The sequence below is a fragment of the Rhodoferax sp. MLSD5-FHT05B10 genome, from assembly GCF_058793415.1.
Window position 1 is genome coordinate 306,906 of the sequence record NZ_JBXAFT010000001.1, and the last position, 15,207, is coordinate 322,112.

13 protein-coding genes are annotated in these 15,207 nt (G+C 61.3%); 11 read left to right on the forward strand and 2 right to left on the reverse strand.

Features of this window, described 5'->3' with window-relative positions; genetic code table 11:
- Positions 1–173: 173 nt before the first annotated feature.
- The 5 genes from AC1Q5W_RS01450 (at position 174) to AC1Q5W_RS01470 (ending at position 7,643) form a co-directional block, all read left to right on the forward strand.
- Positions 174–3,062: a 2-oxoglutarate dehydrogenase E1 component gene (locus tag AC1Q5W_RS01450; RefSeq protein WP_492645947.1), complete on the forward strand. Its 2,889-nt coding sequence runs from the start codon at positions 174–176 to the stop codon at positions 3,060–3,062.
- A gap of 42 nt (positions 3,063–3,104) precedes the next feature.
- Complete coding sequence (odhB, locus tag AC1Q5W_RS01455) at positions 3,105–4,367, forward strand: 2-oxoglutarate dehydrogenase complex dihydrolipoyllysine-residue succinyltransferase (RefSeq protein ID WP_492645948.1); 1,263 nt, start codon at positions 3,105–3,107, stop codon at positions 4,365–4,367.
- Between the two features lie 70 nt (positions 4,368–4,437).
- Positions 4,438–5,865: a dihydrolipoyl dehydrogenase gene (gene lpdA / locus AC1Q5W_RS01460; RefSeq protein WP_492645949.1), complete on the forward strand. Its 1,428-nt coding sequence runs from the start codon at positions 4,438–4,440 to the stop codon at positions 5,863–5,865.
- Positions 5,866–5,949: 84 nt separating this feature from the next.
- A complete protein-coding gene (gene zapE / locus AC1Q5W_RS01465; protein ID WP_492645950.1) occupies positions 5,950–7,047 on the forward strand; it encodes a cell division protein ZapE in 1,098 nt (365 codons plus the stop codon).
- A complete protein-coding gene (locus tag AC1Q5W_RS01470; RefSeq protein ID WP_492645951.1) occupies positions 7,044–7,643 on the forward strand; it encodes a hypothetical protein in 600 nt (199 codons plus the stop codon). Before zapE ends, AC1Q5W_RS01470 begins: the two co-directional genes overlap by 4 nt.
- 24 nt (positions 7,644–7,667) lie before the next feature.
- Here the strand turns inward: AC1Q5W_RS01470 and AC1Q5W_RS01475 are convergent, their stop codons facing one another.
- Positions 7,668–8,432, reverse strand: a complete 765-nt coding sequence (locus AC1Q5W_RS01475) for a PP2C family protein-serine/threonine phosphatase (RefSeq protein ID WP_492645952.1) — start codon at positions 8,430–8,432, stop codon at positions 7,668–7,670.
- 113 nt (positions 8,433–8,545) lie between these two features.
- Here AC1Q5W_RS01475 and AC1Q5W_RS01480 point away from each other — a divergent pair, with 113 nt between their 5' ends.
- Both AC1Q5W_RS01480 and yoaA read left to right on the forward strand, forming a co-directional pair.
- Positions 8,546–8,749, forward strand: coding sequence for a DUF465 domain-containing protein (locus AC1Q5W_RS01480; protein WP_492645953.1), 204 nt, complete (start codon positions 8,546–8,548; stop codon positions 8,747–8,749).
- A gap of 3 nt (positions 8,750–8,752) precedes the next feature.
- A complete protein-coding gene (gene yoaA, locus AC1Q5W_RS01485; RefSeq protein ID WP_492645954.1) occupies positions 8,753–10,771 on the forward strand; it encodes a DNA repair helicase YoaA in 2,019 nt (672 codons plus the stop codon).
- On the opposite strand, the gene AC1Q5W_RS01490 is transcribed toward yoaA, so the two are convergent.
- Entirely contained in the window at positions 10,728–11,531 is an 804-nt protein-coding gene (locus AC1Q5W_RS01490; RefSeq protein ID WP_492645955.1) for an outer membrane protein assembly factor BamD, read from the reverse strand. The two genes, yoaA and AC1Q5W_RS01490, sit on opposite strands and share 44 nt — an antisense overlap.
- Positions 11,532–11,545: 14 nt before the next feature.
- Here AC1Q5W_RS01490 and AC1Q5W_RS01495 point away from each other — a divergent pair, with 14 nt between their 5' ends.
- From AC1Q5W_RS01495 to ndk, 4 genes are all read left to right on the forward strand, one after another.
- Positions 11,546–12,556 (forward strand): RluA family pseudouridine synthase, encoded by a 1,011-nt coding sequence (locus AC1Q5W_RS01495; RefSeq protein WP_492645956.1) that lies wholly within the window; start codon positions 11,546–11,548, stop codon positions 12,554–12,556.
- Positions 12,557–12,691: 135 nt separating this feature from the next.
- Entirely contained in the window at positions 12,692–13,369 is a 678-nt protein-coding gene (gene scpB, locus AC1Q5W_RS01500) for an SMC-Scp complex subunit ScpB (RefSeq protein WP_492646190.1), read from the forward strand.
- Positions 13,366–14,706, forward strand: coding sequence for a pseudouridine synthase (locus AC1Q5W_RS01505; protein ID WP_492645957.1), 1,341 nt, complete (start codon positions 13,366–13,368; stop codon positions 14,704–14,706). The genes scpB and AC1Q5W_RS01505 overlap by 4 nt, the downstream gene beginning before the upstream one ends.
- 73 nt (positions 14,707–14,779) lie before the next feature.
- On the forward strand, positions 14,780–15,205 hold the full coding sequence (gene ndk, locus AC1Q5W_RS01510; RefSeq protein WP_492645958.1) for a nucleoside-diphosphate kinase: 426 nt from the start codon (positions 14,780–14,782) through the stop codon (positions 15,203–15,205).
- The last annotated feature ends 2 nt before the right edge of the window (positions 15,206–15,207 follow it).

Consider the following 15,207-nt stretch of genomic DNA (forward strand, 5'->3'; position numbering starts at 1 on the left):
GTGCAACGAAATTTTCCTCTCCAAGCCCATTCAGTGGCACAATTCCGCTTGTTACTAGGCCCTTCCCACGCCACAGTCGCATCCGCTAAACGGTTCAGCCGTGCCGCGGAAGGTTAATCAAACCAGCTTTAACCAGCTAATGTTTCCTGAAGGGAAACGGAGGTCAGCGGAATATGAGTGAGTCCACGTCTTCAAAGACGACCCCTGCGTCTATTTATCAGGCGTACGCAAGCAACACGTACCTCTTCGGTGGCAATGCCCCCTATGTGGAAGAGATGTACGAAAACTACCTTGCCAACCCTGGTAGCGTGCCCGACACCTGGCGCGATTATTTCGACGCGTTGCAGCATGTGCCGGCGGTAGACGGCAGCAGTGCCAAAGACGTACCGCATCTTCCCGTCATCAACGCCTTCGCAGAACGCGCCAAAGCAGGCGGGACCCGTGTGGTTCAGGCCAGCTCCGATCCCGAAATGGGGCGCAAACGCACGGCGGTGCAGCAGCTGATTGCCGCATACCGCAATGTGGGTGCGCGTTGGGCAGATCTGGATCCGCTCAAGCGTATTGAACGCGATCAGATCCCCGAGCTTGAACTCTCTTTTTACGGGTTCAGCGACGCGGACCAGGAAACGGTCTTCAACACCAGCAATACGTTCTTCGGCAAGGACTCCATGAGTCTGCGCGAATTGATGAACGCGCTGCGGGAAACCTATTGCGGCACCATTGGTGCCGAATTCATGTATGCCACGGACCAGAATCAAAAGCGCTGGTGGCAACAGAAGTTGGAGTCCATCCGCAGCAAGCCACAGTTCAATGCGGAAAAAAAGAAGCACATTCTGGATCGGCTGACTGCAGCCGAGGGGCTGGAGCGTTTCCTTCACACCAAGTACGTGGGGCAAAAGCGCTTTTCGCTAGAGGGCGGAGAGAGCTTCATCGCCGCCATGGACGAACTCATCCAGCAAGCCGGTGCCAAAGGCGTGCAGGAAATCGTGATCGGCATGGCCCACCGCGGCCGCCTGAATGTGCTGGTCAACACACTGGGCAAGATGCCGGGTGATTTGTTCGCCGAGTTCGACCACACCGCGCCCGAGGAATTGCCTGCCGGTGACGTCAAGTACCACCAGGGCTTCAGCTCCGACGTTTCCACTGCCGGTGGACCGGTTCACCTGTCGCTGGCGTTCAACCCCTCGCACCTGGAGATTGTCAACCCGGTGGTGGAAGGATCCGTGCGGGCCCGCATGGACCGCCGTGCCGATCCTCTGGGCAAGCAGGTGTTGCCCGTGCTGGTGCACGGCGATGCGGCCTTTGGCGGTCAGGGCGTCAACCAGGAAACCCTGTGCCTGGCCCAAACCCGTGGTTACACCACAGGCGGCACGGTACACATCATCATCAACAACCAGATCGGCTTCACCACGTCGGACCCGCGCGACATGCGCTCCAGCGCGTTCTGTACTGACATCGTCAAGATGGTCGAGTCGCCGGTGCTGCACGTCAATGGTGATGACCCCGAAGCTGTAGTGCTCGCGACCCAGTTGGCACTGGAATTCCGCATGGAATTCCGCCAGGACGTGGTGGTGGACATTACCTGTTTCCGCAAACTGGGCCACAACGAGCAGGACACCCCGAGCCTGACGCAGCCCCTGATGTACAAGAAAATTGTGGCCCACCCCGGGACCCGCAAGCTGTACGCTGACAAGTTGGCGACCCAAGGACTGGGTGACAGCCTGGGTGACGACATGGTCAAGGCCTACCGCGCTGCCATGGACGCCGGCAAGCACACGATAGACCCTGTGCTGACCAATTTCAAGAGCAAGTATGCCGTGGACTGGTCGCCCTTCCTGGGCAAGAAGTGGACTGATGCGGGCGATACCGCCATTCCGCTGGTGGAGTGGAAGCGCCTCTCTGAGAAGCTGACGGCCATTCCTGCCAGCGTGAATCCACACCAGCTGGTCAAGAAGGTGTACGACGACCGTGCAGCCATGGGCCGCGGCGAAGTCAACGTGGACTGGGGTATGGGCGAACACATGGCCTTTGCCTCCTTGGTAGCCAGTGGCTATCCGGTCCGCCTGTCCGGCGAGGACAGCGGGCGGGGAACCTTTACCCACCGTCACGCCGTGATTCATGACCAGGCCCGCGAGAAGTGGGATGCCGGCACCTACGTGCCCTTGCAGAACGTGGCCGAAAACCAGGCGCCTTTTGTCGTCATCGACTCCATCCTGTCGGAAGAAGCGGTGCTGGGTTTTGAATACGGCTACGCATCCAACGATCCCAACACCCTGGTAATCTGGGAAGCCCAGTTCGGCGACTTCGCCAATGGCGCCCAGGTGGTGATCGACCAGTTCATTGCTTCCGGTGAAGTCAAGTGGGGCCGCGTCAATGGCATCACCCTGATGCTGCCGCACGGCTACGAAGGCCAGGGACCCGAGCACAGCTCGGCACGCCTGGAGCGCTTCATGCAACTGGCGGCCGATACCAACATGCAGATCGTGCAGCCCACCACGGCCAGCCAGATCTTCCACGTGTTGCGTCGCCAGATGGTGCGCAACCTGCGCAAGCCGCTGGTCATCTTTACGCCCAAGTCGCTGCTGCGCAACAAGGACGCAACTTCGCCGCTGTCCGAGTTCACCAAGGGTGCTTTCCAGACCGTGATTCCCGAGAACCGGGAGCTCAAGGGCGACAAGGTCAAACGGGTGGTGGTCTGTTCTGGCAAGGTCTATTACGACTTGGTCAAGAAGCGGGAAGAAAAGGGCCTGGACGATACGGCCATTCTGCGGGTGGAGCAGCTTTACCCGTTCCCCCACAAGGCTTTTGCCACGGAACTGAAGAAGTACCCCAATGCCACCGACATCGTGTGGTGCCAGGACGAGCCGCAGAACCAGGGCGCCTGGTTCTTCGTACAGCACTACATCCATGAAAACATGGCAGACGGGCAGCGCCTGGGATATTCCGGCCGTGCCGCATCGGCTTCGCCGGCAGTGGGTTACTCGCATCTGCACCAGGAACAGCAAAAAGCATTGGTAGAGGGCGCTTTCGGCAAGCTCAAGGGCTTTGTTTTGACGAAGTAATACCCCGCTCAAACCTCATATACAAATCACGGAAAGAACAAAATGGCAATCGTTGAAGTAAAAGTCCCGCAGTTGTCCGAATCGGTGGCTGAAGCCACCCTGCTGCAATGGAAGAAAAAGGTCGGTGAATCCGTCGCTGTGGACGAAATCCTGATTGAAGTGGAAACCGACAAGGTCGTGCTGGAAGTACCTGCTCCCAGCGCTGGCGTGCTGGTTGAGCTCGTTCAAGGTGATGGCGCCACCGTGGCGGCTGAGCAGCTCATCGCCCGCATCGACACCGAGGGCAAGGCCGGCGCCGTGGCGACGCCCGCAGCGGCTGCTGCCGTGGCTGTGGCGGCGGCACCTGCTGCGGCCCCGGCCGCCGCCGGAGGCAGTTCCAAAGCCGGTGTGGCGATGCCTGCTGCGGCCAAGCTGCTGGCCGACAACAACCTGTCGGTTGGCGCGGTGAGTGGTACTGGCAAGGATGGCCGCGTCACCAAGGGGGATGTGCTGGGTGCTGTTGCTGCTGGCGTTGCTCCTAAAACGGTAGCGGCCTCCGCAATTCCCACGGGCGCTCCGGTTACAGCCTTGCCGCAAGTCGCGGCGCCGAAGGTGAATCTGGGGGATCGTCCGGAACAGCGTGTACCCATGAGCCGCTTGCGTGCCCGCGTGGCCGAGCGCCTGCTGCAGTCGCAGTCCACCAACGCCATCCTGACCACCTTCAACGAGATCAACATGGCCCCGGTCATGGAAATGCGCAAGCGCATGCAGGAGCGTTTCGAGAAAGAGCACGGCGTCAAGCTCGGCTTCATGAGCTTCTTCGTCAAGGCGGCTGTGCATGCCCTGAAGAAGTTCCCTGTGCTGAACGCCTCGGTGGATGGCAACGACATCGTCTATCACGGCTACTTCGACATCGGTATTGCTGTGGGCTCGCCCCGTGGCCTGGTGGTGCCGATTCTGCGCAACGCCGACCAGATGAGCTTCGCCGAGATCGAGAAGAAGATCGCCGAATTCGGCCAGAAGGCCAAGGACGGCAAGCTGGGCATTGAAGACATGACCGGTGGTACCTTCTCCATTTCCAATGGCGGCACCTTCGGCTCCATGATGTCAACCCCCATCATCAACCCGCCCCAGTCGGCCATCCTGGGCGTGCATGCGACCAAGGACCGCGCCATGGTGGAAAACGGCCAGGTGGTGGTGCGCCCCATGAACTACTTCGCCATGTCCTACGACCACCGCATCATCGACGGCCGCGAAGCCGTGCTGGGCTTGGTGGCCATGAAGGAAGCGCTGGAAGATCCGGCACGCCTGCTGTTCGATATCTAAAAACTCCCCGGGGGCAGGACGACGGCCAGCGGGCCGCCCGTCTGGCCCCCGCCATTCTCTGGAAATAAACATGTCCAAACAATTTGACGTGATCGTCATCGGCGGCGGCCCCGGTGGCTATATTGCTGCCATCCGCGCTGCCCAGCTGGGTTTCAGCGTAGCCTGTATCGACGAGTGGAAGAACGACAAGGGCGGCCCGGCCCTGGGGGGTACCTGCACCAATGTGGGTTGCATTCCCTCCAAGGCACTGTTGCAGTCGTCCGAGCACTTCGACCATGCCAACCACCACTTTGCGGAACACGGCATCGAGGTCAAGGGAGTGAGCATGGATGTGGGCAAGATGATTGCCCGCAAGAACAGCGTCGTCAAGCAGAACAACGACGGCATCCAGTACCTGCTCAAGAAGAACAAGATTGCCTTCTTCCATGGCCGTGGATCGTTCGTGAAGGCGGCCGACGGCGCCTACGAGATCAAGGTGGCAGGGGCGGCTGAAGAGTCGCTTGTCGGCAAGCACATCGTCGTGGCAACGGGTTCGAATGCCCGTGCCTTGCCTGGCACACCGTTTGATGAGGAAAACATCCTCTCCAACGACGGCGCCCTGCGCGTGGGCGCGGTGCCCAAGAAATTGGGCCTGATTGGCTCGGGCGTGATCGGCCTGGAAATGGGTTCGGTCTGGCGTCGCCTCGGTGCAGAAGTCACCATCCTCGAAGGGCTGCCCACATTCCTGGGTGCCGTGGACGAGCAGGTGGCCAAGGAAGCGCACAAGGCCTTCACCAAGCAGGGTCTCAAGATCGAGCTGGGTGTAAAAGTCGGTGAGATCAAGTCTGGCAAGAAAGGCGTGTCGATTGCCTATACCAACGCCAAAGGTGAAGCCCAGGCACTGGATGTGGACAAGCTCATCGTCTCCATTGGTCGGGTGCCCAATACCATCGGCCTGAACGTGGAAGCCGTGGGTCTGCAGCTCGACGAGCGCGGTGCGATTGTGGTGGACGGCGACTGCAAAACCAACCTGCCCAATGTGTGGGCGGTGGGCGACGTGGTGCGTGGCCCCATGCTGGCGCACAAGGCCGAGGAAGAGGGCGTTGCAGTAGCCGAGCGCATTGCCGGCCAGCACGGGCACGTCAACTTCAACACCATCCCCTGGGTGATTTACACCAGCCCCGAGATTGCCTGGGTCGGCCGTACCGAGCAGCAGCTCAAGGCCGATGGTGTGGCGTACAAGGCCGGTTCGTTCCCGTTCCTGGCCAATGGCCGCGCCCGTGCGCTGGGTGACACGACCGGTTTCGTCAAGTTCCTGGCTGATGCCGCGACCGATGAAATCCTGGGTGTGCACATTGTTGGCCCCATGGCCAGCGAGCTGATCGCCGAGGCTGTGGTGGCCATGGAGTTCAAGGCCAGCGCCGAAGACATCGCCCGTATCTGCCACGCGCACCCGAGCTTGAGTGAAGCCACCAAGGAAGCGGCACTGGCCGTGGACAAGCGCACGCTGAACTTCTGATTGTTGTGCATGAAAATGGCTGCTGGTACCCGTGAATACTGCGCTGGCAGCTATTGAATGTGTAGCAAATAGAGGGCAGATGCATTGAACGTCAAACAAACCTACGAAGCTGAGCTGGCTGCCCGGGGCTATGTGGCGGATGCCGCGCAGCTGCGGGCCATTGAGGCGCTGGAGCGCTGCGCACGGGAGTGGGCCGTATTCAAGGAGAAGCGGTCCAACCCCATCAAGAAGCTGATCAACCGGCCCGATATTCCCCGTGGCGTCTACATGTACGGCGGGGTGGGGCGGGGCAAGAGCTTCTTGCTGGATTGCTTCTACAACGCCGTGCCCCTCAAGCGCAAGACGCGCCTGCACTTCCACGAGTTCATGCGCGAGGTACATCGCGAACTGGCGGATATGCAGGGCACGGTCAATCCACTGGACGAATTGGCCCGCCGGATGTCCAAGCGTTATCGCCTGATCTGCTTCGACGAGTTCCACGTCGCCGACATCACGGATGCCATGATCCTGCACCGCTTGCTGGCAGCGCTGTTCGACAACGGTGTGGGTTTTGTTACCACGTCCAATTTCCGCCCGGATGATCTGTACCCGAACGGCCTGCACCGTGACCGCATTCTGCCGGCCATCGCCCTGCTCAATGCGCGTCTGGACGTGCTCAACGTAGACAACGGCACCGATTACCGCCAGCGCACGCTGGAGGCAGTGACGCTGTACCACGTCCCCAATGGGCCCGACGCTGACCAGGCCATGGAACAGACCTTCAACGCCTTGTCTTCGTCACACGACGAGGACCCGGTCATGCACATTGAGTCCCGCAAAATCCGGGCCCGCCGCAAAGCAGGTGGCTTGGTGTGGTTTGACTTCAAAACGCTGTGCGGTGGGCCGCGTTCCCAGAATGATTACCTGGAAATTGCTTCGCGTTTTCATACCGTGTTTCTGAGTGATGTACCCCACATGCCGGTCCGCCTGGCCTCCGAGGCGCGGCGCTTCACCTGGCTGGTGGACGTGTTGTATGACCGGCGCGTCAAGCTGGTGATGTCGGCAGCGGTCAACCCGGAAGCGTTGTACACCGAAGGCCCCATGGCGCACGAGTTTGTGCGCACAGCGTCCCGGCTGAGCGAGATGCAGTCCAAGGAGTATTTGTCGCTGGAGCGGCGCGTGGTGGATACCGGATTGACATGAAGACGCTCGTGCTGCTCGTGCTGGTGACGGTCTTGCAAGGTGTGGCGTGGAGCCAGGAGGTGTCCACGGCCGATGCCGACACTATGGCAAACGAGCGGGCACGCATTGCGAACCTGCGCCAGCAGCAGGAAGCGCAGTTCGATGCACAGGAATACGCCTGCCAGTCCCAGTTTGCCGTGAACGACTGTGTCAAGGCGGTCAAAAAACGCCGCATTGCTGTGCTGTCGGATTTGAAACGGCAGGAGCGCCGGATCAATGACGCCCAGCGCCGGCAAAGGGGTGCCGAGCAGCTTCAGCGCAGCGAGGAAAAGGCCGCTGACAACGCGCAGCGCAAACGCGAAAATGCCGAGCAGCCGCCTTCTTCCTCGTTGGAAGAGCGACAAAAGGCCCAGGATGAAAAAAACCTGAACCACCGCGGGCAGGCGAGTTCAGGGGGCGGTCGTCCGTCGGCGGGCAAGATCGCTACACAACCCGACCCTCAGGCCCGGGAGGCGTATACCGAGAAACAAAGGGCGCTCGAGCAGCGGCGTCTGGAGCGTGATAAACGGTTGAAAGAGCACGGCACGACAAGCCCGGGGCTACCCGTTCCACCGTGAGCGAGGTAACAGGCTAGCCCGGATTCAGCGCTGGTCCAGCGGTTCGAGTTTGACGACTACCAGCGACAGGTTGTCTCCGCCACCGTGGCCGCGTGAGCGGGCTTTTTCGATCAGGAACTCGGTGGCTTCTCGTGCGGACAGTGTCGACACCACCGAGCCAATCTCTCCCGTGTTGAAGTAGTGCCACACCCCATCGCTGCAGGCCAGCAACACATCGCCGGGGCGCAGTTGGGGAATGAAGTGAAAGTCCATCGGCGGGTCGTTTTCGGTACCGAGGCAACCCATCAGGATATTGGACTGGGGGTGAACGGCGGCTTCTTCTTCGGTGATTTCTCCCCGGTTCACCAGGGCCTGTACGTAGGAATGGTCGATCGTTCGCTTGATGAACCGGTTGCCATGGTAGTGGTAGATGCGTGAGTCGCCGGTGTGCACCCAGTGGCAGTCACCCCCGGGGTTGATCAGGAACGCGGCCATGGTGCTGTGCGGCTCCTCTTCGGAGGAAACGGCCGTCAGCTTGATGACAATGTGGGCTTCCTGCACCATTTGCTGCAGCACGGCCGCCGCGTCATCGGTTTGCGGGTCGTAGCGCTCGAACAGCTGCTTGGCGGTCATCATGACCTGGTCCGATGCCTTTCGGCCACCGCTGCGCCCCCCCATGCCGTCGGCCACGACGGCCAGAATGCAGCCGTTCACCCGCGGGTGTTTCAGCAATGCAATCTGATCCTGCTGGTATTCGCGGTCGCCCTTGTGAATGCCAGTTGAAGCGGTAAGTCGGTAACCAGTGGCCATATGGAGTTGCTTGTGCAGCAATACTTTCTGTGAGGGAGCGGGAAGGCCGTATTATCCAGCCAGCTCGGCATCTTTAACTCTAATCTATCCGCGGACTTTCCCGCATTTGTAACGTGAACGCCAATCTCCACTCGCCCGAACGACGCCTTATCGAGCTGCGCATGGAGCACGCTGACCTGGACGCCCTGATCGACCGTGCCGCAACCGAGGCCCCGGCGGACGAGCTGATGATGCGGCGACTGAAAAAGCGCCGGCTGCTCCTTCGGGATGAAATTGACCGCGCGGAGCGGGCGCTGCAGCCTGACGAGCCGGCCTGAAGCATGGGCTTGCCAAATGCTGTTCAGCGAGCGTTTGAGCCCGATGGTCCGCTGGCCCGTCTGGTCGAGGCGTTCAAACCCCGGTCCGGTCAGGTGGAGATGGCACTGGCCGTGGCCCGCACAATGGAGTCGGGAGGGGTGCTGGCCGTGGAAGCGGGCACCGGGGTAGGAAAAACATTTGCTTACTTAATTCCGGCCCTGCTCAGCGGAGAGCGGGTCCTGTTGTCGACGGCGACCAAAGCGCTGCAGGATCAGCTGTTTGGTCGGGATCTGCCCCGTTTGATGGCTGCGCTGGGACAACCCGTGCGCGTCGCCTTGCTCAAGGGGCGGGGCAGCTACCTGTGCACCCATCGGCTGGCGTCAGCCCGGCAGGACGCGCGGGCCGACAGCCCCGCAGCCCAGCAGGATCTGGCGCGTGTGGAGCGGTGGGCCGCAATGACCCGCAGTGGCGATCTGGCGGAGTTGGCGCAGCTTGATGAGCGCTCGCCGGTTGTTGCGCTGGTTACCTCCACGCGGGAGAACTGTTTGGGCGCGCAATGCCCGCAAGCCCAGGCCTGTCACGTCAACCGGGCGCGCAAGGAAGCGATGGCTGCCGACGTGGTGGTCATTAACCACCACCTGTTTTTCGCCGATATGGACGTTCGTGAGTCGGGTGTGGCGGAATTGCTGCCTACCGTGCGCACGGTCGTGTTTGACGAGGCACACCAGCTCAACGCAATTGGCGTGCAGTTTCTGGGCCGCCAACTGACGACCGGTGCACTGGAGAGCCTGTGCCGCACGCTGGCGTTGCAGGGGCCACAACTGGCGCTGGGTTCGGTGGACTGGCGCGCGCGTGTCGCCGAACTCAACCAAGCCATCGTGCTGTTGCGCCACCTGTGCGGTGGTCAAGGCCCGCAGGGCCGCCGCCCTTGGGCGGACGAGGCTCCGCTGGACATTCCCGTGCAGCCCTGGCGTGCGGCCCTGGCCGCGTTGCGGGTGGGGTTGCAGCAGGTCGAGACCATGCTGCTGAGCGTGGAAGCGCTTGCGCCGGAACTGAAGAGACTGCGCGAGCGTGTGGTCACGTTTCTGGCAGAGCTGGAATTGTTCTCCAGTCCGGCGCCCTCCGACCATGTCCGTTGGCTGGACGCGGATCACCACGTCAGGCTGGTCCAGTCGCCGCTGGATATTGCCGCAGCCCTGCAGTCCAGAATCGCGTCGCGGAATGCGTCTGCGGACAGAAATCAATCCTGGATTTTTACCTCCGCCACATTGGGAACCGATCCCTCCATGGGGTGGTTCCTGCAGACCTGTGGCCTGGAGGGGGCGCAGGTGCTTCAGGTGGACAGCCCCTTCGATTATTCTGCGCAAGCTGGCCTGTACATTCCACCCGACATGCCCAAGCCCGGTGATCCGTCCCATAGCGCATGCGTGGCGCGGCTGGCAGCACATGGTGCCGAAATACTGGGCGGGCGCACGCTTGTGTTGACGACAACCTTGCGCGCCATGCGCAGCATTGGCGAGGCCTTGCGGCAGTACTTCGCTCCGTCTTCCGGAATCGACGTGCTGGTCCAGGGGCAGTCACCCAAGCGTGAGTTGGTGGAGCGGTTTTGCGGGGCGGCGGCCAACGAGACGGCCGGCTGCGTGCTGGTGGCATCGGCTTCCTTCTGGGAAGGTATCGATGTTCCCGGGGATGCCCTGCAAATGGTGGTGATTGATAAACTGCCGTTTTCGCCGCCCGATGATCCTCTGGTGGAGGCCAGGGCCCGCCAGATGGCGGAACTGGGCAGGAATCCCTTTCAGCATTTTCACGTGCCCCAGGCGGCCATTGCCCTCAAGCAGGGAGCCGGGCGGCTGATTCGCCGGGAGACCGATCGCGGCGTGCTGGTTGTCTGCGATGTGCGTCTGACGCAGATGGGTTATGGACGCAAGATGCTGGCGGCGCTGCCCGCCATGCGGACCATTGCCACCCAGGACCAGTTCGAGGACACGTTGCGCGGCCTCACCACACCTTCCACCACGGATCCGTCCCCTTGCTGCCCTTGAGCAGGAACTCGGACTGGGGGTAGTTGATTTCCAGCACCCGTTTGGCGTCGTCGCGCAATTTCGTCATGCCCATGGCGTCGTAGGACTTGTAAATGATGAACAGGGCTTCCTCGATGGCGGGAACATCGCGGTAATCCGATACCGCCAGCTGCGCGCGGTTGACCGCGGCCAGGTAGGCACCGCGGCGGTAGTAGTAGCGTGCAACGTGGACTTCGTACTGGGCCAGCGAATTCACGATGTAGGCCATGCGCTTGCGTGCGTCGGGCGAATAGCGGGAGTCGGGGAAACGGGCCGTAAGTTCCTTGAATGCTTCAAAAGACTCCTTGGCAGCCTTCTGGTCCCGTTCGGACAAATCCTGGCGGGTCACGTTGGAAAACATGCCCAGGTCGTCATTGAAATTGACAATGCCCTTCAGGTACAGGGCATAGTCCAGAGCGGGGCTCGCCGGGTGCAGTTTCATGAAGCGTTCCAGCGTTGCGAGCGCCTGCGCTGGCTCGCCGGACTTGTACTGGGCGTACGCTTTGTCCACCTGGGCCTGCTGCGCCAATGGGGTTCCGGCAGCGCGCGCCTCCAGTTTCTCCAGCAACGGCACGGCCTTGTCCCATTGGCTGGTGCTCATTTCATCCTTGGCTTCCGCATACAGCGCGTTGGGGCTCATCCCGGCGGTCTTGTCCACCGGTGCCGTTGAGCAGCCTGTCATCAGAAATGCACTCGTCGTTAGCAGGCAGGCGCAAACGACCGATAATTTGACTCGAAGCATTGAGGGAAACTTTCTTGAAACAGACCACTGGAATTATATCGAGCGCTCCACTGGAGACAGACCCCGATGAGGGCGAGGACGCGGTCGTAGACGTCGAGTGGCGCAGGGTGGAGATTACTGCAGTTCAGCATGGGGCGCGGCTGGACCGTGCACTGGTCGAGGTGGCGCCCGAGTTCTCCCGCAGTTACTTGCAGCAACTGATTGAAGCGGGGCTGGTTGCGGTCAATGCCCAGCCGGTGCGCAAGGCGTCCCAGCGGGTGAAGGCCGGAGACGGCGTGGTGATCGAGCTGCGGCCTACGCCCCAGAGTCAGGCCTTTACCCCGCAGGAGATGCCCCTGCAGGTGGTGTTCCAGGATGAGCACATCCTGGTCATCAACAAGCCCGCCGGGCTGGTCGTACACCCGGCGCCCGGCAACTGGAGCGGAACCTTGCTCAACGGCTTGCTGGCATACGACAAGGCCATTGCCTCGGTTCCCCGGGCCGGCATTGTGCACCGTCTGGACAAGGATACGAGCGGGCTCATGGTGGTGGCCCGTACCCGCAGCGTCATGGATGCCTTGGTGCAGGCCATTGCTGCACGCGAGGTCAGCCGCCAATACCTGGCGTTGGCCCATCGCCCCTGGACCGGGCCGGATACGGTGTCGGTGCAGGCGCCCATTGGCCGGGATCCCCGCAACCGCTTGCGCATGGCGGTGGTCGATCTTGAGAAGTCACCAGGCAAAACGGCCAGAACGGATGTCGTATTCTTGGGAAATGCGGAGACGGGTTGTTTTGTTCGCTGCATTTTGCACACCGGGCGGACGCACCAGATCCGGGTGCATATGGCTTTCCTGGGGCATCCGCTGGTTGCAGATACGGTTTATGGCGGCACCTGCCTGCCAGGTATGGAGCGTCAGGCCTTGCATGCGTGCCGATTGGCACTGACGCACCCGGTAACAAGGGCGTCACTGGTGTTTGAGGCGCCGCTCCCCGCGGATTTTCAGGGGCTGCTCACGGCGTGGGGCCTGCGCTACAATGCGCCGTAAAGGCTGGAATGCCCTTAAGTACCCCGGCACATTGCTACGGGTAGGCACGGTGAGTTCTTCACAACTGCTGCCATCCCAATGGAATCACTTTGATTGATACCCCTCGATGGGGACGTTTGCGGAAAAAGCCTGACTATGAATATGGCGGAAGCAAAGCGGGTCTTGGAGACCGCGTTGATTTGTTCGCAACAACCCCTGCCGTTGCGCGATATGCGGACGCTCTTCAACGAGTCCCTGGGAGCGGATACGCTGAAATCGCTGCTGGATGAACTCAAGGATGACTGGTCTGCAAAGGGCGTGGAGTTGGTCAGCGTGGCCACGGGGTGGCGCTTCCAGAGCCGGCCGGAAATGCGCGAGTATTTGGACCGACTGCACCCGGAAAAACCACCCCGCTATACCCGGGCGACACTGGAAACGCTGGCCATCATTGCCTACCGCCAGCCAGTAACGCGGGGCGACATGGAAGACATCCGTGGCGTGACGATCAGCTCCTTGCTGATCAAGCAGCTGGAGGACCGTGGCTGGGTGGAGGTGATTGGCCACCGGGAAGCGCCGGGGCGCCCTGCGCTGTTTGCCACCACCAAGCAGTTTCTGGATGATCTGGGTCTCCAGTCGCTGGACCAATTGCCTTTGCTGGAAAACGTGGCGCATCCGGAGGACTCCTTTGGTGCGCTGGCTGACGTGGTCGAGGAATCGATTGCGGAACCCGAGACCGGTGACGGTATTGCGGGGGACGCGAAATTACAACTGGACATACTCCTGGAGCCCGAAAGCCCGGATATGCCGCCAAATTTGAATGGGCTTTCAGAATGAACGCAATCACCTCAACGGGGCAGCCCGCGACGGACAACGGGTCGGACACGCAGGTGCCTGCCGGCGCAGATGGGATTGCACCAGTTGCTTCTGCTGACCCGGCTCACGAAGCAGCACCACAACAGGTGCTGCCATCGGCCGCAGAGCAGGACAATCGCTTCAGTGACGTTGTCTCCGGCCAGTTTGATGCGGACGAAGAGATCGCCGAGTTGTCACTGCCCAAGCGTGTGCTTGCTCCTCTGGCCGAAACCCCCAAGCTGCACAAGGTGTTGGCGCAGGCGGGTATGGGATCGCGTCTGGAGATGGAGCAGCTCATCTTGGAAGGCCGCATCTCGGTGAATAACGAGCCGGCCCACATTGGTCAACGCATCCAGTTTGGCGACAACATCAAAGTCAATGGAAAGCCCATCCGCGTCCGCATTGAGCCGCCACCCGCACGGGTGATTGCCTATCACAAGCCCGTGGGGGAGGTGGTTACCCATGACGATCCGCAAAACCGGCCAACGGTGTTTCGCCGGCTGCCAAAGCTGCACCAGGGCAAGTGGCAATCGGTGGGGCGCCTGGATCTGAACACGGAAGGCTTGTTGCTTTTCACGAATTCAGGGGAGCTCGCCAACAATCTGATGCACCCGCGTTTCGGCCTGGAGCGTGAATACGCCGTTCGGGTTCTGGGGACCTTGAGCAAAGACGAGAAAAAGATGCTGCTTGAGGGCGTGCAGCTGGACGATGGCGTGGCGCAGTTTGGCTCCATCGAGGACGGGGGCGGCGAGGGTTCCAACTGCTGGTACCGCGTCACCATTTCCGAAGGACGTAACCGCGAAGTGCGTCGGATGCTGGAGGCTGTGGGGCATGCGGTGAGCCGCCTGATCCGGATCCGCTACGGCGCGATGGTGCTGCCGCGTGGACTCAAGCGCGGTGCCTGGATGGAACTTGACGACGCGGATATTCGTGCACTGGTGAATGCAGCCGGCGGTGCGGCGCAGGAAGGAGCGGGTCCACGCAACCCGCCGGCCGGAGGTGCGCCGCGCAATTCGCAGGGGCAAAACAAGCGGCGTGGCGGGCGGACCGGTGGGCCTCGCGGGGCAATGGGGGGCCAGAAGGGTGCGCCGCAAGGGGGGTACAAGGGTGGAGCCGGCGGACCCAAAGGCGGCGGCCGCACGGATAACAACCGCGTGGCCCAGTCGGGAGATCGACGGGACGGGGCAGGGCAGCCCGACCCCATGAAAACCGCGTTTGGGTACATCGGCGCCGACAGTTTTACCCGTCAACGCCAAGATGCGGGTCAAAGAGGTCGTGGCGGACCGGGTGGGCAGCGCAGAAACGGGCGGAACCGCTAGGCTGCAAATGCTAAAATCGCAAGCTTTGCTCTAACCTGGGCAAGAAAATCACCAACCCAGATCAGGAAACACCATGACTATCGAACGTACCCTCTCCATCATCAAGCCCGACGCCGTTGCCAAGAATGTCATTGGCCAGATTTACGCCCGTTTTGAAGCTGCCGGCCTGAAGGTCGTTGCTGCTCGCATGGCACATCTGTCGCGCGGTGAAGCGGAAGCGTTTTACGCCGTTCACAAGGCCCGTCCTTTCTTCAAGGATCTGGTGGATTTCATGGTTTCCGGCCCGGTCATGATCCAGGCACTGGAAGGCGAAAACGCCATCCTGAAGAACCGTGACCTGATGGGCGCTACCGATCCGAAAAAGGCTGCCCCCGGCACGATTCGCGCTGACTTCGCTGACAGCATTGATGCCAACGCCGTGCATGGTTCCGATGCCGCAGAAACCGCAGCCGCTGAGATTGCGTTTTTCTTCGCTGGCATGAACGTGTATTCACGCTAAGT